The following is an 18,003-nucleotide window of genomic DNA, read 5'->3' as shown; positions in this document are numbered from 1 at the left end:
AGGGGCTATATGTTTAACTCTTTGCGAATTTTCCAAACTTTTTATTGAACTTATCAATTCTTCCAGCAGTATCGATAAATTTCATTTTACCGGTGAAGAACGGATGAGACTTATTTGAAATCTCAAGGCGTACTAAGGGATATTCATTGCCATCTTCCCATTGGATAGTCTCCTTTGATGCAGTACATGACTTGGTCAAAAAAGCTTCATTGCAAGAAAAATCCTTGAATACAACGAAACGGTAATTTGCTGGATGAATATCTTTTTTCATTTCAATGCTTTTAAAATTGGAGTGCAAAGATAATATTTTTCTATACTAAATAGCTAAAATATTGATTTTTTATTGAAAATTTTGCTTTACATCAGTGTTTTAATCAGTTTATCGACGTTTAATCCATCGGCTTCTGCTTTGTAATTTACTACAATCCGATGTCTTAAAACCAAACCAGCAATAGCCTGAACATCTTCAATATCAGGTGAATACTTACCCCTTAATGCTCCATAGCATTTTGCTCCTAACACTAGGTTCTGTGAAGCACGAGGTCCAGCACCCCAGCTGACATATTGATTAACTTCTTTTGTTGCTCTTTCTGTATTTGGTCTGGTTCTAGATACAAGGCCAACAGCATACTCCAGGACATTATCAGCTACTGGTATTTTTCGAATGACCTTCTGGAAAGTAAGAATTTGTTCAGCATTAAGGATATTTCTCAATACGACATCTTGATGCGTTGTGGTTTGTCTAACTACATCCAATTCTTCCGAGTAACTCGGGTAATCTAAAGGGATATTAAACATAAATCGATCCAGTTGGGCTTCAGGCAATGGATAGGTACCCTCCTGCTCAATAGGATTCTGAGTGGCTAGAACAAAAAATGGACTAGGTAATATATGGCGTTGGCCTCCCACTGTTACAATACGTTCCTGCATGGCTTCAAGCAAGGCAGCTTGGGTCTTGGGAGGGGTCCTGTTAATCTCATCAGCCAATACAATATTGGCAAATAATGGACCTCTGTTAAATTTAAAATGTCGGTCCTCATCAAGGATTTCCGTCCCTGTGATATCTGAAGGCATCAGATCCGGAGTGAATTGAATACGCTTAAAACTTAAATCCAAAACCTGAGCCAGGGTGTTAATAAGTAATGTCTTAGCCAATCCCGGCACTCCAACCAACAAACTATGGCCATTACTGAATAATGAAATAATTGCCGCTCTTACAACATCATTTTGACCTACTATGACTTTTGCTACTTCAGCACTAAGATCTTTATAGGATTGGGCTAATGCATCGACTGCTTCAACATCAGATTTATATTGCATGAATATCTTAAATTTAATATGATCGCAAAATTATAAAATAAGCTAGTATAACGAGGATATACCTTAAATAGTTGTAGATTTTTTACTAGAAATCCAATTCAAAGACCAATTCTGTCTATAAATTCTTCCTCGGTTAGAATTTCAACAGTTCCGATTTTTTGAGCTTTAGCTAATTTGGATCCAGCGTCTGCTCCAACTACTAATATATTCAATTGGTTGCTAACTGCGGAAATCAGTCTGGCACCGGCCTTTTCTGCCAAGTCTTGTGCCTCTTTGCGACCCATCTTGCTTAAAGTACCTGTGAATAATATACTCTTACCTGAGAATACACCATCCTCATTTAATTTTTTCGGTGCGTCCTCATCCGTTTGATTCATATTAACACCAAGAGATTCCATGCGTTTCAGAATGGCAATATGTTCAGGATTTGAAAAATAATCGATAACATTTTGTCCAACTACAGGCCCAACATCTTTGATTTCTTTAAAGCGCTCAAGAGACCATTCTGACAAATCGAATACATTTTTTAAATGCTCAGCTATGAGCTTGCTTATTTTTTTTCCAAGATGATGTATACATAAACTATGTAGCAAACGGTGAATTGGATTTCGCTTAGCTTTCTCAATGGCTTTTCTTAAGTTGTCGGCAGACTTCGTTCCAAGGCCTTCTAATTTTGAAATAGTGGAATAATCCAATTCATAAATATCTGCCATAGTACGAATCATACCTAATTCATAAAAGCGTTCTACTAAAGATGCCCCCATACCATCAATATCCATTGCGTCTTTACCCACATGGTGAATCAATTTTTGAACTAATTGTGCTGGACAATGCTCATTAGTACATCGCCAAGCTGACTCCGTTTCTTCACGTATTAAAGTTGTATTACAAGATGGACATGTTTTTGGAAAAACGATCGCTTGGGCTCCTACTTCCCTGTATTCCGGCAATGATTTAACTATATAAGGGATTACATCTCCTGCACGTTCCACAAGTACGGTATCTCCATAAAAAATATCTCTGGACCGGATAAAATCTTCATTGTGTAATGAAACAGAAGATACAATAACTCCAGCCAATGGTACTGGTTCTATTTTTGCAACCGGCGTAATGGATCCAATTTTTCCTACCTGGAATTCTACCGTTATTAATTTTGAAGTAGCTTGTTTGGCTTGAAATTTATAGGCGACTGCCCATCTTGGGTGATGAGATGTAAATCCACATTGTTCTTGTAATGCAAGACTATTTAATTTAACAACCATACCATCTAATTCAAAATGGTAAGAATCTCTCTTGGTCGACCATGATTCAATGAATGAATGTACTTCTCGTATGTTTTTACAAATTTTCTTTTCAATCGTAGCTGTCTTAAAACCCAAATCATGCAACATACTGATTAATTCATCCTGCGTTTTATATTGGGATAAAATCATCTCACCTTGTTCATTTTCAGCATGTGCAAATTGAAAAATAAACATATCTAATTGTCTGGTTGCCGTTTCGGCAGGGTCTTTAACTCTGAGGACTCCAGTAGCTGCATTTCTTGGATTAGCAAGTAATGGAAGTCCATCTAATTCTCGTTGTTGATTTAATTTTTGAAAAATATCTTTTCTAATTAAAGCTTCTCCTCGCAATTCAACTTTTTTAATTCCTAGTCTTGAAAAAGGCGCAATTAATGGCAATGATTTTATGGTTCTGGCATTAGCAGTCATTTCCTCTCCTTTCTCGCCATCGCCCCGGGTAGCAGCCCTAACCAAGTGATCATTTTCATAAATAACGGCCAGGCTTCCACCATCAAATTTTGGTTCCACCATATATTCCAAATCTTGATCTGGATTCAATTCACAAAGTTTTTTAATCCGTTGATCAAAATCTACTAAATCTTCCAAATTATAGGTATTATCCAAGGATAACATGGGTGCTAAATGAAACACGGGTTCAGATTTACTAGCTAGATCAGGAGATACTCTTTGTGTTGGAGAATCAGAGGTCAACCATGCAGGATGTTCCTCTTCTGTCTGAACCAATAACTTATACAAATGATCATATTCAGCATCTGCAATTAAAGGATTATCATTGATATAATAATTCCATTCATGATATCGAATAACATCCCGAAGATTGGCTACCTCTTCTTGATTTGTCAGCCGATTCATGTGAATAAATTTTCTTGTTAATTCTATAAGTCTTGGATCATTATTCATATCAAAATGGGCTTCTTTATATTGTAAAGGTAGAATTACATTTTGAAAAATTATAGATGATTTGAATCAATTAGCTAAGGAACAATCATTTTCTAATTTTATATTAATACATAATTCCAACTTATATCAAAATAGTATGAACCAATTTGAGGTCATTTTTCCAACCTTGGTAATTCGAAATTAATTATCGCAATTTATAATTGAAAATCGTAATTCGTAATTGATTTTTCGTAATTGATTATTTTCCTTTTAATGTAATAATTTTTTCAACCAATTCTACTGCAATTCGTTCCTGCGCTTCTTGAGTGGATGCACCAATATGTGGACTTACTGATATTTTAGGATTGGATAAAATCAAAGGATTAATATTGGGTTCGTCATTAAATACATCCAGTCCTGCGCCGGCAATTTTTCCAGAATGGATGGCCGATAACAGTTGATCCTCATCTATATTTTCTCCTCTTGAAGTATTGATGATATAGGCCCCTTTTTTTACACATTCGAAAGCTTCCTTATCTAATATTGGTTTTCCAATGAAGGGAGAATGTAAACTTACATAATCAGCATCACTTAATCCATGTTCTAAGCTAACTAATGGTAATTCAAGAATAATATTTTGTTGACCTAAATGAATACTAAGTTGTGCTTCTTTAAGAAAAGGATCATGAACAATTACATTCATATTCATAGCAATTGCCATCTTAGCTAATTCCTTTCCTATCCGTCCAAAACCCACAATAAATAATGTTTTGCCAGCTACTTCAGTACACGAAGCCATTGATTTTTTTAAAATTCCAAATTGCTCTGAACCTTTGAGTTCACGATTTGAAAGTTGGAGCCTTCGCGTTAAAGTTAATACATGAGCCATGGCCAATTCTGCAACCGACCGGGAGGATGCAGCCGGCGTATTAATAACCTGAATTCCCTTTCTTATAGCATATTCTACATCAATATTGTCTAAACCCACTCCTCCCCGAGCTATAAACATTAATCCGGGACAAGCGTCGATGAGGTCTTTCCTTACTTTGGTAGCGCTTCTGACTATAATCCCATCATAATTACATATCTTATGAATTAATTCATCCTGGGGTATTTTTTGTGTATCAACTTCGAATCCTGCATCTATTAGTGCTGAAATCCCACTAGATTCCATTCCATCATTTACTAAAATCTTCCAACTCATGGCGTAAAAATAAAAAAGGGAATCCAATTATATTGGATTCCCCTATGAGATAATATTATTTAAAAATTACTTTTTAGCTTTTTTTGCTTTAGCATTGTCGGTAATAACCTTCATTGCATTTTCTAAAATCAATGCAACATCCGTATGTCCTGCATTAACTGCAATGTCTCTTGCCGTTCTGCCTTCTTTGTTTTCATTTAATACATTGCCACCAGAATTCAATAATAAATTAACACATTCTTTATTACCACCTTTAGCAGCAAACATTAATGCATCTTGACCATTTACTAATTTCTTAACATCTGCACCGCTTTTGATTAATAAACTCACCATGTCTGCATCAGCGCGAACAGCTGCAAAAGCAAGTGGAGTTATAGTCATACCTTCTGATACAAAAGGTGCATTCAGATCCTGTCCACTTTTGACTAATTGCTTTACAGTATGTGCATCATTAGCTACTATAGCTGATTGAAATCCATTTTGGCTATAAACTGTACAAACAACAGCCATTAATATAACAGAAAGTATCGATTTTAACATGATTTGATTAATTTTAAAAATTTAGAAAAAGATGCCATTCATCTAATAGACACCACAATAATACCAAATGCTGCCCTATTCATCAAGTTTTTTTTACTATTTTTTTGAGCAATTGCAAACTTGAAACACATTTAATAAAATATCAATATATAATTTTATAAAAATCAACTATTAAAGATTTAAATTTTGACGATAAGAATAATTCAAATTACAAAAACATATTATATTTATTTATAATGTATTTAATGTTTGAGCTTAATAAACTACGATTAACTGATTCTATCCCACTTTTGACCTTTGTCATGTGCATTTAGATTCATTCGCAAGGTAAGATTAACCGGATGATTAAGATGTGGGTCCTTTTGTAATATAGCTTCGGCCAAATTTCTTGCTGCAATCAGAATCTTATTGTCGGCCACAATATCAGCAACTTTTAATTCCACCAATCCGCTTTGTTGGGTTCCTGTCAAATTTCCCGGACCACGAATTTCTAAATCGGCTTCAGCTATTTTAAATCCATCATTGGTAGAACACATGATTTCCATTCTTGCTTTAGAATCTTTACCTATTTTATCAGCAGTCATCAGAATACAATAGGATTGATCAGATCCACGACCGACCCGCCCTCTTAATTGGTGCAATTGGGATAAGCCGAATCGTTCTGCATTTTCGACGACCATAATGGAAGCATTTGGAACATTCACCCCGACTTCAATGACTGTAGTCGCTACCATAATGTGAGCCCTGCCTGAAATAAACCTTTGCATTTCCATGTTTTTGTCATCAGGCTTAAGTCTTCCATGTACTACGCTTATTTGATATTCAGGTGGCTTAAAAAAAGGCAGGAGTTTCTCATATCCCATCTGCAAATTCTCAATATCTAAGGCCTCGGATTCTTCAATTAAAGGATAAACTATATACACCTGGCGACCTAATGCAATCTGTTCTTTCATAAATCGATGCATATCGCTCCTTCTAAAATCCTTAATGTGTATGGTTTGGATTTCCTTTCTGTTCGGTGGTAATTCATCGATGATCGAAACATCTAAATCCCCGTATAACGTCATCGCTAAAGTTCGTGGGATGGGTGTTGCAGTCATGACTAATACATGAGGCCATTTCCCTTTCGCCTTTGACCATAATTTTGAACGCTGTTCTACACCAAACCGATGTTGTTCATCAATTACAACCATTCCAAGATTTTGAAATTGCACGGCATCCTCTATCAAAGCATGCGTTCCTATCGCAATATGAATGGTTCCATTAGACAGACCTAAAAGGGTTTGTTTTTTTTCTTTACCCTTTACATTGGAAGTCAACAAACAAACTTGAATGGGTAAACCTGACACCATTTCGGAAACCGATGCAAAATGTTGTTTGGCCAAAACTTCTGTTGGCGCCATCATGCAAGCCTGGTATCCATTACCTAATGCTATCAATATAATCATTAATGCTACAATGGTCTTTCCACTACCAACATCTCCTTGGAGTAATCGATTCATTTGTCGCCCACTGATCAAATCATTATTAATTTCATGAATAACTCTTAGTTGTGCTCCGGTTAGAGCAAACGGTAGATGATTTTTATAAAAGGTATCATAAAGATCCCCTTTGCTTAACATCTTGAATCCTAATTGGCCTTGCTGTCTGAGAATTTTAGTTTGAATTATTTTCAATTGAATGAAAAAAAACTCTTCAAATTTGAGTCGATTTTGAGCTTGCTCCATAAGCTCCATCTTCTTTGGAAAATGTATCCATTGCAAACAATCTGCCCGATTAGGTAGTTGATACTTCTTAATGACATATTCAGGTAAATTTTCATTCAGTTGCATCCAATTAATCGATTGAAACAATCCTTTAATTAATTTGCGAATACCTTTACTATCCAGACCTTTTGAACTCAATACCTCTCCACTGGAATAAACGGGCTCAAATTGCTGAAGACTTTTCGGATCAATATCTATAATTCGATCGAATTCAGGATGTGATATATTAAGGCCATAACCAGTATCTTGAACTTTACCAAAAAATATATATTCAATACCCACTTCAAGTTTTGGTTGTATCCACTTTTGCCCTTGAAACCAAACCAATTCAATAGTTCCGGTATGATCTTTTACTACAGCAATCAAAGGTTTGAATCGACCTGACCCGCGTTCTAAGACTTGAACTACTTTAGCTTTGATCTGAACTTGCCCATCTTCCTGATTTATATCTTTAATCTGATAAAATTTTGTTCTGTCTACGTATCTGAAAGGATAGTGAAATAATAAATCTTGAACTATATGTATATTTAAATGCTTACGCAAGAGTGCACCTCGTTGAGGACCAACACCTTTTAAATATTCAATCGGACTATCTAAATTTAGAAATGCCATAAAATTAAAGGCTGCAAATTACTATTTTAGAGCACCATTTTCATTAATTTGTATCATTCACCAAGTAAAACCGTAACTTTGTACCCTATTTGTTACGTTCTTTTACAAAGAATAAAACAATATAGTTTGTATTGGCATCTGATTAAAATTTTAGACTATGGAATCTATTCGACAAAAACAAATTGCTGAAGTCATAAGAAGACAATTTAGTGCTGTCTTGACTGCTGAAGGAAAATATATTTATGGGTCCGTTTTGGTTACCATCACTGAAGTTAAAATGAGTCCTGATTTAAATCTTGCTAAAATGTATTTAAGTATTTTCAATACAGAAAGTAAGCAAGAGGTGATTCAAATGATGGAAGAACATTATTCAAGACTAAAACAAAGCTTGCATCAAAGAATAAAAAAACAAATGCGTGTGATGCCTGAACTTAGATTCTATTTAGATGATACGCTTGATGAAGTTTATAAACTTGATGCCCTATTTAAAAAACTCCATGAAGAAAAACAATTTGGGGAAGAATAAAATGAGAATGGTGATATCTATATTATCGTATTCTAAATGCTGCACCTAAAGTAAATACACCTTGAAGATAACGATCATAATTGGGTCCAAATCCAAAACTATTTAACATGCGCTTACATTGAACATCAGCAAAGATCTTAGTATTATAAGAAGTTGAATAGCTGATTCTCGAACCCAATATGATATTGGCATAACTTCCTTTATTGAAGTTCTTTTCAGCAATCAACGAAGGCTTTGGAATATTTCCAAGACTACTTCCGCCTGATCTTGGCAGCTTTATGTCTTCAATAGTAAATTCATTTTTAACCGCAAATGAAAGTGACATTCCAAAACTTGAACTGATGTCCAATTTAGTTTGTTCTAACCAATTTAAATGAATAAGTAATGGAATATCAATCAGATGAAATTCAGCTTTTGAAAAAGTTCTTTTGATTAAATCAAAACTTGAATTTTTATATGTTTCTTCTATGTTTGGATGAGATAATAATTTAACATAAGAAATTCCTGTTTCTAATTGCCATCTGTAATAATCGGACATCATGGATATGCCTAACTCGTATCCTATTCTGTTTTGTTGGTGTGCAGGAAGGTTAATCAAATCATCTTGTGGTGTATTAATATGATTAATAATTCCTGATGTATGAATATTAATCCAAGTTCTAGACAAGGGTCTTTTATGGGCTATTATATTGGGTTCAACAATGCTTAATAACCGAGGATTCAATTGTAGTGGTACTAAATTTAATTGTATACTTTGATCTGAAGATGAATTAGCTTCAATTTCTCCGTCCTTAGTACCTAATTCCTGGGCATTTACAGTGTTTGAATGATCGTTGGCAGGTATAATAATGGTAGGTTGTTCTGATAGTGTATTACTTAATTTTACATCACCGGTTAGAACTTGTGTTGATATTGCTTTAGATACATCATTACTATTAAATATTTTAGGTTTATTTGAATAAACTTTATTTTTTTTATGAAATCCAAACGCATTTTTTGAAATATTCTTATTGCTTTGGAGCATACTTCTCGAATAAAATTGGGAAACTGCCTGATCAGTTTGTTTGAGTTCTTGATTAGTGGAATTAATTTCTTTTTCGGCTAAAACTTGATTTGAGTTATTCCTGTGCTGATGTTCCATAATTTCAGGAACAACAATTCTATTCACCGTCCATATCAACAATAATAATATGACACATTCTATTAAACGGGCAGATAATATTTGGATGCGTTTTTGTCTGCGCATTTTACGTTTATAATCAAAAGCTTCCCATGATGCATCCTTTACATTAAATTCAGCATTGACCAGTTTATCTTTTAAAATTTGGTCAAAGTTGGTATCCTCTAATGTCGCATTTAATTTTGATTTCATTCTATTCCAATCAGGTGATTGGTTAGATGGATTATAATCTCTCAATTTATCTTTTAGTATTTGATCAAATTCTCTATTCTCCATTTCCTTCTTTTAAAATTTCTTTTAATTTTTGTCTCGCTTTAACTAAATTTGATCTAGACGTACTTTCGGTAATTCCTAACATTTCTGAAACTTCTTTGTGTGAATATCCATCCACAACATATAAATTCAATACTGACCTGTATGTAGGTGACAGTTTCTGCATGGCTCCCATAACTTCTTCCAATGTCATGGTATCAATAGGGTTGGAAGAATAAACTGTAAGGGTTTTGGCATCATCAATATCACTGGTTATTCTTCGGTGCTCTTTTCTATAATAATCTATTGCAGTATTCACCATTATTCTTCTAATCCAGGCTGAAAATTGGGTTCCAATCTCATAGGAATGAATATTTAAAAACACTTTTAGAAATCCATCATGCAATATATCTAGGGCGTCATCTTGTGAATTGGCATATCTGAGACACACCCCTAGCATTTTTGTATAGTGTTCTTCATAAACCCTTTGTTGAGCCCATGTTTCTTTTCTGATACATGCTTCGACCAGTTCAGATTCAGTGTTCAATATGGTAATGCTTAATTCCAATGTTGTAAACTTATAAGATGATAACGCCAGAACAATTCAAAACGCTGCTCGAGCATCCTAAAGTTAAGGGTTTTTAATTTTAATGCCCATTATTTATTTATTTCTATATTACATTACGATAATACATATGTATTAAGGATTAATTATAAACATAATATAAAATATTTATGATAATTCGTGAGTTTTTTAGGAAGACCCTAATCATTCCTTACCTTTACGTTCATTATATGCATAATCCAATATTAACTTCTGCAAAGACCATTCTGTCCATTACAGATGAATTACTCGCAACACGTTTGTTAACTTTAGGCATATTCCCAGGTAAAAAAATTAATTTAATTCGCAGATCACCTTTTGGAGGATCTTGTTACGTACAGGTGGATCAAACACTTTATGCCCTTAGGGCTGAAGAATGGAAGGCAATCATTACTGATGAATAAATTTAAGTCCTTACCATGAGCACAATGAAAAAAATTGGAATTGTAGGTAACCCTAATAGTGGAAAATCTTCCATTTTCAACATCCTGACTGGACTGAATCAAAAAGTAGGTAATTTTCCGGGAGTTACTGTTGACAGTAAGGAGGGATTGTTAGAACTCTTAGATGGAACAACAGTTAATCTGATAGATTTTCCAGGTGCATATAGCATTTTTTCAAATTCTTCGGATGAGTTTGTTATGACCAAATCTTTGGTTAATCCAAATGATCCTCATTATCCAGATGCAATACTCTATGTGGCAGATATCCGTAATCTGGATAAACAATTATTGCTCCTAACTCATATATTAGATTTGGAATTTCCTGTGATTGTTTGTTTGAGTAATATTGATCAGGTCAATCAAACTAAAGTGAATGAATGGGTAATACTATTAGAACAGAAACTTAAATGCCCTGTAATACCTGTAAGTGCAAGAGCTAATATCAATATCGATATTCTTCGAACCAAGTTACAAGGTCTATTTCAGTTTGCACATATACATTCAAGAAGAGATCCTATCTATGAATTTGATCAAAGCTTATTGAAAGATACGGAATCATTAGATTCCAAGATTTCTTTTAGAAATAACTATCAAAAATACCTTTGGTTGCACGTCGGAAAAGAGATTACCGGTGATCATGAAAACAGGATGTATCTGGACAAACAGACTTCAATTCGAATGCAAATTCATGAGACGATGGCACGTTATCAGGTAATCGAATCCTGGGAACGATTTATTTCCGATCAACACCATTCCAATACCAGTTTAATTAAGTCAAAAAAAATAGATCGGGTTCTCACAAATCCATTTTTTGGATTGGCCATATTTCTGGTGCTCATGTTTTTTATTTTCCAGGTTATTTATTCCTGGGCTGTCATTCCAATGGAAGCAATAGAATCGGGTTTTGCTTTTTTATCCAATACCATACAAAGCCTTTTGCCAAATCATTGGATATCACAATTGATTACTTCAGGGATACTTCCAGGACTATCTGGTGTATTGGTCTTCATACCACAAATAGCCATGTTGTTTTTAATGCTTACCCTTTTGGAAGAAGCCGGATATATGGCCCGCGTCGTGTATCTTTTAGATCATTTACTCAGAAAATTTGGGCTTAATGGCCGGTCTATAGTTGGTCTAGTCGCCGGTGGGGCTTGTGCAATACCAGCAATTATGTCTACCAGAAACATCAGCAATAGAAAAGAACGTTTGATCACCATGTTCGTTATTCCACTAATACCTTGTTCGGCCAGGATACCAGTATATACTGCACTCATTGGCTTTGTAGTACCCTATACTATGGTGTTTGGTATTTTTAATAGTCAGGGGATAGCTTTTTTAGGACTTTATCTATTAGGCATCTTTGTAGCATTAATTACTGCTGCTGTTATACATTATTTTTTGCCGGAAAAGGAAAGGAGTTTTTTAGCTTTACAATTACCCGAATACCAAATTCCTCAAATGCGACAAGTCTTGTTGGTTGTTTTTGAAAAAGTAAAAACATTTATTATACAAGCTGGAAAAGTCATCCTAATCATAAGTATGATACTTTGGTTTTTGTCTAGTTTTTCATGGCCGGGTGAATTAAAAAAAGCTGAAGAATTGGCACGTGTTGAATCCTTAGAAAAAAACTTAACTGAAAAAGAAACTGCTAATCTTCAGGATGCAAAACGATTAGAATATTCCTTTGCTGGTAAAATGGGAAAACTGTTTGAACCATTAATCAGACCTTTAGGATTTGATTGGAAAATAGGAATAGCATTGATCACTTCATTTGCAGCCAGAGAAGTATTTGTAGGAACAATGAGTACGATTTATAGTCTGGGCGGTGAATCAGATGAAGCTAATTTGCACAAAAAATTGGCTTCAGAAAAAAGATCGGATGGCAGTATTTTCTTTGATCGAAAAACTGCATTATCACTGATTATTTTTTACGCTTTCTCCCTTCAATGCATGAGCACTTTAGCAGTAATGAAACGAGAAACGAAGGGATGGAAACTACCTATAATTCAGTTTCTCTATATGGGAATTCTAGCTTACTTCTGTAGCCTGATGATCTATCAATATGGGTAAATAAGGATCTAAAAATCCTTGATTGATGGGGAACACTTGACAAACTGGAAAAGCCTATAAAACTGTTTATTCAATTTTACTTTGGTGTATCCGGAGCCACATCAGCATTTTCAACCTGGTATACCAAATATTCTGTATCGCCTCTAAAAAACAAAGCCTTATATTTTTGATGGTAGAACAAAGTAACTTTTCTGCCACTTTCTGAAGCCTTCTCCACATCATAAGCTACCCTGGAGTTGGTGACAGAAAAATACCACACATTGTCTGCTGGCTTCCCTGTATTAGCTGTTCCGCTAAAAAAACCATAATTCAACTCACCTTCAAATGTTTTAAACACATAACCTCTTTTACTAATTTTAGTAACAAATCCGGTTCGAGTTCCTTCACTATAGTTAGCAAAAATCAAAAACAGAAAATAAGAAATAAAGACTAAAATGGTAAGCAGGATAAGTCTTTTTATCCATTTCCAGGTTACGCGACCTGCATCTTTTAACGATTCAACTGTTGACATGTATAGGATTTAGAATTTATAAAACACCTACAAAGCTAATACACAATTAGTGGACTATCTTTACGCAGTGTAAAGAACAACAAAATAATGTCCGGATTAATTTCAATTTAGCCCCCTTTATGTTAAATCATCACCAAGATACCATAGTTGCCATTGCTACTCCCGCAGGGATTGGCGCGATAGGCATGATACGCATTTCAGGTTCAAAGGCTATTGATCTTGTCCAATCATGTTTCAAAGGAAAAAACCTTAAAGCACAAAAACCTAATACCATACATTTTGGACAAATCCTGGATCTGGACCAGCACATTATCGATGAAGTTCTCATCAGCTTGTTTCATGCTCCAAGGTCGTATACTAAAGAGAATCTGATTGAAATAAGCTGTCATGGTTCACCCTACATACTTCAAAAAATCTGTGAAATACTGATCCATAATGGGGGCAGACCTGCAGAGCCGGGAGAGTTTACGCTCAGGGCCTTTCTTAATGGCCAGTTGGATCTTAGTCAGGCGGAAGCAGTAGCAGACTTGATCCAAGCCCAAAACAAATCATCACACGATCTTGCCATGCAGCAGATGCGCGGAGGATATTCTAATATTCTACAAAATCTTAGAGCAAGACTCATTGAATTTGCTTCTTTAGTGGAACTCGAACTGGATTTCGCTGAAGAGGATGTAGAATTCGCCAAACGTGATGACTTAAGCCGATTTATAATTCAAATGATAGATGTTATCCAATCTATGATCCAATCATTTGAAGTAGGAAACGTCATCAAAAATGGAATCCAAACTGTTATAGCAGGCAGACCTAATGCCGGCAAGTCTACTTTATTAAATAAACTTCTGAATGAGGATCGCGCTATTGTGAGTTCAGTCCCTGGTACCACTCGAGATACTATTGAAGAAGCATTAATTCTGGAGGGAATAGAATTCAAACTTATTGATACTGCCGGAATTCGCGAAGCACAAGATGAGATTGAAAAAATGGGAATACTAAAAACCTATGAAAAAATTCATTCAGCCACCTTGCTCTTGTACATCTTTGATATTCAAAACATGAGTTATCAAGAAGTATTGGATGATTTAAAAAACATAAGCTTGAACTCAGATTCCATCATACTCATAGGCAATAAAACGGATGGACCGAATGCATTATCGAATCAATCAAAATTTGAAACATTGGATTCCTGCATTTTTATTTCTGCTGCAACGAATATTAATCTGGATAAACTCAAACAACAAATGGTTCATCGGGCCCTACATGGTGCCCCAATAAATTTCAGTAATCCGATAGTATCTAACATTCGACACATAGAAGCACTAAACCTAACCAAACGTTCATTACAACAAGTTATTTCTAATCTACAATCCGGCATATCCAATGAACTTACTGCCCAAGATATCCGCACAGCTTTATATCATTTAGGAACGATAACGGGCCAAATATCAAGTGAGGATCTACTCGATTCTATCTTTAGGAATTTTTGCATTGGCAAATAGGGTCCTCTAGGCCATTGAATTGATAAAAATTAAACCATTTGAACCACTATTATAGTTAAAGTTATGAATAAGATAATCAGTTTAAAATATCTCGACGGATATAAATTGCAACTTCACTAGAATGATGATGCATCAAAGATTATAGATTTTAAAGATTTAATTGGAAAAGGAATTAGTTCAGATTTATTAAATATTGAATACTTTAAACTTGTTATTTTTGAAAATGGTGGTGGAATAGAATGGACCACTGGATTTGAGTTCTGACGGAATTATTTATAAGAATATGTTTCAGAACCTGAAACAGTTCCCTAGGACAGAATCTTGTTCATTACAATTTTGGAATAATTAATACCTACTTTAACTTTATTTAAAGAATTCTGCATATGGTAAAGAAATAAAAAGTTGGTCAGACAATGAATTAGATAAATGTTTTATTGACAAAGATTATTGGTATATTAATAAAATGTTCGTCAAGTAGAAATTTATCTTGTCCACTCCTGATCATCGGAAAACTTGTTGCAAACAAGGGTAAATTACTTAATTTCAAATTCAGGATTTAAACCAGGATAATTTTTAGATTCAAATATTTTAATATACATTTTTTTTGGTTTTTTTACAAGCGGTCCTACAACAATATCATCAATATTACTACTCCTGTTAATCGATAAAATTCTATGCCCATCAAATTTATCAGTTTCTCCAATAATCTCATTTAAAGAGTCTGTAAAAATCCATCTACACATATATTTTCCATATAAAAATCTCGTACCATGAAAATTATCAATTTGCAACAATTCCGTTTTAGAAAAGTCTTCAGATTCAATCAAATCAGCTAACAAATTATTGTCAATTTTAGATTTCACAAAGTAGGCATCTTCCTTTTTAAAAGGAATCATTGCAGCAGCATTCCATAATGTACCATTAATATGGTAAGTACAACAATATTTTAAATCCTCCCTTTGTCTATTGTTTAAATCATTAAAAGTTAATATTTCTGCTTCTTTAATAATGTTAACAACATTGATATTTGGTTTTTCATTATTTCTACAACAATTAAATAATAATAATAAAATAATGGTTTTAAAATAAAAATAATTCATTTTACAATATTTTTAAATTATTTAATATAAGTTATAAACTTGTTCTTCTATTCTAATACACTAAAATTATTAGAATAAAGTATAATTTATTCTAGAATATTGAAACAAAAATGATAGTATTCATTCATAATTAATCAGAACACGTTCAAATACCATTTCCCCTTTGCGTGAATATCAACTCCACATATAATTTGTAATAAACGATTTAAATAAAATGATTTTTGCAAAAGTTGAATATTTCAATCATGGAAAATAACCTTACAAATCATTTAATAAAAAAATTTGCTCAATTTAATTCAATTTGCTCAATTATAAAATTTAAAAACTTCAAATGCTCCATTCGAAAATTTACTCCTAACTAAAATATATCCTTTAGGTATTTGAGATCTATATAATTTAACTTGATTTGCATTTGGCTCTAAGGCGAGTACTTTTTTACCAGATAAATCAAAGCATTGAATTTGATCAATATTATATTGATCATGTCTGAGTATTATAATTTGATCGCTTTGAAAGACCTTTAAGCTTTCAATTAAACTGCTCTCTGTTCCTGTCGACTTAAAATAATAGATCTTGATAGCAGAACAATATTTGCTGTCAGTAATGGTAACACTATAAAGTCCATCTTTATTGAGCACAACTGATTGGGTAGAATCTCCTGTACTCCATTTATAATTGTAAGGTGCAAGTCCACCATTAACATTTAGATTCAGCTCAATTCTTTGACTGTCTTGAATTATGGTTTCACCAATTGAGATTGAATCTAAAAAAATTAAAGACACATCAATAATACTGTCACATCCATTTCTAGATCCATTCGCAATTCGAGATTGGCCAGATGGGTTATTTTTATCATAAAGTTTACCTAATATAAATCTATTTTCACCATAACAGACTGTGTCGTTAAATGCTCCAATATCTAATGGATAAAACGAAATATTTACATTTAATATACTATCACATCCATCAATTGTTTTCAATGTGTCGACACCAATATTATGTCCATAGTAATAGGGCTTATTATTAATTAAAATTGTATCTGTTTGACATAATGTATTTCTAAAATTAAAAATAATAGAATAACAACAAATATTTTTAGAATACTTGACATTATTTCCCCACCTAAATAAACTTAGATCTTTTTTAATGGCATACGATATACCTGAAGTAGATGAAATTTCCTTCCAGTCATTGTCAACTCCTACTTGTAGTGGAATGATTGAACTTTGTAAGCTATCACTATCATATTTAATCCATTTTAATCTTCCCCAAGCCCATAAACTACCATCTTTCTGAACGGCTAAGGAATAGTTAAATCCTATGTCGACTTTTAAATAGTTATTTTCTAAACCCACTTTAGTTGGAACGGTACTTACAAAATAATATGGAGCATTGCCTAATTGTCCAAATGGATTGTTACCCCAAGTCCAAAGACTTCCATCTGATTTTAATGCAGCAACATGTTCTTCTGCATTAGTGATATATGTCCAATCATTATCGAGTCCTATTCTATTGGGACTTGAAATCAATGTATCTTTTTCATATCCTATTCCCAGTAGTCCGTAAATATTGTGCCCCCAAGACCAAAGGCTACCATCATTTTTAATACCATAATTAGTCCATATTCCAGATTGGCCTACATTAGAACAACTAACAAATTTCCAATTGCTTTCTGTACCAAATCTTTTTGGTGCCAAAATGTTATTGAATTCATTGAATAAGCCAGCTCCCCAACCCCAATACCATAAACTACCATCAGATTTAATGCCATGAATATTATGAGCACCTGAGGAAATAAAATTCCATTTATCATTTCCCACTCTTGTTGGCACCCCATATGCAACTGTATTACTACCTAATCCTAATCTACCTGCATAATTGCTTCCCCATGCCCAAAGACTACCATCGTCTTTTATGGCAAATGAAAGATCAATGGATGCAACAACAATTTTCCAATTCAGATCTTTTCCAATTTGAATAGGCAGAGATTGGTATTGGAAGGATCCGTCTCCTATTTGTCCATAACTATTGTCACCCCAAGCCCATAAACTACCATCTATGCCAATTCCAAGTGTATGATTCACTCCCCTTGAAATTGAAATAAATTTACATTGGCTTGACAAATAGGATTGACTTAAAATAAAAGTACAAATAATTACAAAAATACAATTAGTGGTTTTTTTCATTGTT

Annotated in this window: 15 protein-coding genes; 4 read left to right on the top strand and 11 right to left on the bottom strand. The window is 33.8% G+C overall.

From position 1 onward, the window contains the following. Positions 1-13 precede the first annotated feature (13 nt). The 6 genes from IPK88_10045 to recG all read right to left on the bottom strand — a co-directional run bounded on the left by IPK88_10045 (position 14) and on the right by recG (position 7,625). On the bottom strand, positions 14-271 hold the full coding sequence (locus IPK88_10045) for a type B 50S ribosomal protein L31 (protein MBK8243754.1): 258 nt from the start codon (positions 269-271) through the stop codon (positions 14-16). Between the two features lie 86 nt (positions 272-357). Further along, the gene (locus IPK88_10040; GenBank protein MBK8243753.1) at positions 358-1,320 is read right to left on the bottom strand and encodes an AAA family ATPase; all 963 of its coding nucleotides are present in this window, start codon (positions 1,318-1,320) and stop codon (positions 358-360) included. A 98-nt stretch (positions 1,321-1,418) separates the two neighbouring features. Next, a complete protein-coding gene (gene ligA / locus IPK88_10035; protein ID MBK8243752.1) occupies positions 1,419-3,524 on the bottom strand; it encodes an NAD-dependent DNA ligase LigA in 2,106 nt (701 codons plus the stop codon). 238 nt (positions 3,525-3,762) lie between these two features. Beyond that, complete coding sequence (locus tag IPK88_10030; protein MBK8243751.1) at positions 3,763-4,707, bottom strand: D-2-hydroxyacid dehydrogenase; 945 nt, start codon at positions 4,705-4,707, stop codon at positions 3,763-3,765. 66 nt (positions 4,708-4,773) lie between these two features. Further along, positions 4,774-5,247 carry an ankyrin repeat domain-containing protein gene (locus IPK88_10025; GenBank protein ID MBK8243750.1) on the bottom strand — a complete coding sequence of 158 codons (474 nt, stop codon included), beginning with the start codon at positions 5,245-5,247 and terminating at the stop codon, positions 4,774-4,776. A 269-nt stretch (positions 5,248-5,516) separates the two neighbouring features. Beyond that, positions 5,517-7,625, bottom strand: a complete 2,109-nt coding sequence (gene recG / locus IPK88_10020) for an ATP-dependent DNA helicase RecG (protein MBK8243749.1) — start codon at positions 7,623-7,625, stop codon at positions 5,517-5,519. 157 nt (positions 7,626-7,782) lie between these two features. Here recG and rbfA point away from each other — a divergent pair, with 157 nt between their 5' ends. Beyond that, a complete protein-coding gene (gene rbfA / locus IPK88_10015) occupies positions 7,783-8,151 on the top strand; it encodes a 30S ribosome-binding factor RbfA (protein ID MBK8243748.1) in 369 nt (122 codons plus the stop codon). A 22-nt stretch (positions 8,152-8,173) separates the two neighbouring features. On the opposite strand, the gene IPK88_10010 is transcribed toward rbfA, so the two are convergent. Both IPK88_10010 and IPK88_10005 read right to left on the bottom strand, forming a co-directional pair. Continuing rightward, positions 8,174-9,607, bottom strand: a complete 1,434-nt coding sequence (locus IPK88_10010; GenBank protein MBK8243747.1) for a hypothetical protein — start codon at positions 9,605-9,607, stop codon at positions 8,174-8,176. Continuing rightward, on the bottom strand, positions 9,597-10,151 hold the full coding sequence (locus IPK88_10005) for an RNA polymerase sigma factor (GenBank protein MBK8243746.1): 555 nt from the start codon (positions 10,149-10,151) through the stop codon (positions 9,597-9,599). The genes IPK88_10010 and IPK88_10005 overlap by 11 nt, the downstream gene beginning before the upstream one ends. A 227-nt stretch (positions 10,152-10,378) precedes the next feature. On the opposite strand from IPK88_10005, the gene IPK88_10000 reads away from it, so the two are divergent. Together IPK88_10000 and feoB are read left to right on the top strand one after the other, a co-directional pair. Beyond that, the gene (locus IPK88_10000) at positions 10,379-10,591 is read left to right on the top strand and encodes a ferrous iron transport protein A (GenBank protein ID MBK8243745.1); all 213 of its coding nucleotides are present in this window, start codon (positions 10,379-10,381) and stop codon (positions 10,589-10,591) included. A 15-nt stretch (positions 10,592-10,606) separates the two neighbouring features. Next, complete coding sequence (gene feoB, locus IPK88_09995; protein ID MBK8243744.1) at positions 10,607-12,703, top strand: ferrous iron transport protein B; 2,097 nt, start codon at positions 10,607-10,609, stop codon at positions 12,701-12,703. 76 nt (positions 12,704-12,779) lie between these two features. On the opposite strand, the gene IPK88_09990 is transcribed toward feoB, so the two are convergent. After that, positions 12,780-13,214 (bottom strand): hypothetical protein, encoded by a 435-nt coding sequence (locus tag IPK88_09990; GenBank protein MBK8243743.1) that lies wholly within the window; start codon positions 13,212-13,214, stop codon positions 12,780-12,782. 119 nt (positions 13,215-13,333) lie between these two features. Between IPK88_09990 and mnmE the strand changes: the two genes are divergently transcribed. Beyond that, positions 13,334-14,713, top strand: coding sequence for a tRNA uridine-5-carboxymethylaminomethyl(34) synthesis GTPase MnmE (gene mnmE, locus IPK88_09985; GenBank protein ID MBK8243742.1), 1,380 nt, complete (start codon positions 13,334-13,336; stop codon positions 14,711-14,713). A 533-nt stretch (positions 14,714-15,246) separates the two neighbouring features. Here mnmE and IPK88_09980 read toward each other — a convergent pair. After that, positions 15,247-15,813, bottom strand: coding sequence for a hypothetical protein (locus IPK88_09980; protein ID MBK8243741.1), 567 nt, complete (start codon positions 15,811-15,813; stop codon positions 15,247-15,249). A 305-nt stretch (positions 15,814-16,118) separates the two neighbouring features. Then, entirely contained in the window at positions 16,119-17,897 is a 1,779-nt protein-coding gene (locus tag IPK88_09975; GenBank protein ID MBK8243740.1) for a hypothetical protein, read from the bottom strand. Positions 17,898-18,003 lie beyond the last annotated feature (106 nt).

The organism is Candidatus Defluviibacterium haderslevense (assembly GCA_016712225.1).
GTDB lineage: Bacteria > Bacteroidota > Bacteroidia > Chitinophagales > Saprospiraceae > Vicinibacter > Vicinibacter haderslevensis.
Note: the sequence above shows the minus strand (reverse complement) of the source record. Positions and strands in the feature narration are given on the sequence as shown.

Bases quoted from the DNA above. Each gene is read 5' to 3' on its own strand.
- IPK88_10045 (MBK8243754.1), bottom strand. From the start codon at position 271: ATGAAAAAAGATATTCATCCAGCAAATTACCGTTTCGTTGTATTCAAG.
- IPK88_10040 (MBK8243753.1), bottom strand. From the start codon at position 1,320: ATGCAATATAAATCTGATGTTGAAGCAGTCGATGCATTAGCCCAATCC.
- IPK88_09990 (MBK8243743.1), bottom strand. From the start codon at position 13,214: ATGTCAACAGTTGAATCGTTAAAAGATGCAGGTCGCGTAACCTGGAAA.
- IPK88_10025 (MBK8243750.1), bottom strand. From the start codon at position 5,247: ATGTTAAAATCGATACTTTCTGTTATATTAATGGCTGTTGTTTGTACA.
- rbfA (MBK8243748.1), top strand. From the start codon at position 7,783: ATGGAATCTATTCGACAAAAACAAATTGCTGAAGTCATAAGAAGACAA.
- IPK88_09980 (MBK8243741.1), bottom strand. From the start codon at position 15,813: ATGAATTATTTTTATTTTAAAACCATTATTTTATTATTATTATTTAAT.
- feoB (MBK8243744.1), top strand. From the start codon at position 10,607: ATGAGCACAATGAAAAAAATTGGAATTGTAGGTAACCCTAATAGTGGA.
- IPK88_10030 (MBK8243751.1), bottom strand. From the start codon at position 4,707: ATGAGTTGGAAGATTTTAGTAAATGATGGAATGGAATCTAGTGGGATT.
- mnmE (MBK8243742.1), top strand. From the start codon at position 13,334: ATGTTAAATCATCACCAAGATACCATAGTTGCCATTGCTACTCCCGCA.
- IPK88_10010 (MBK8243747.1), bottom strand. From the start codon at position 9,607: ATGGAGAATAGAGAATTTGATCAAATACTAAAAGATAAATTGAGAGAT.
- ligA (MBK8243752.1), bottom strand. From the start codon at position 3,524: ATGAATAATGATCCAAGACTTATAGAATTAACAAGAAAATTTATTCAC.
- IPK88_10000 (MBK8243745.1), top strand. From the start codon at position 10,379: ATGCATAATCCAATATTAACTTCTGCAAAGACCATTCTGTCCATTACA.
- recG (MBK8243749.1), bottom strand. From the start codon at position 7,625: ATGGCATTTCTAAATTTAGATAGTCCGATTGAATATTTAAAAGGTGTT.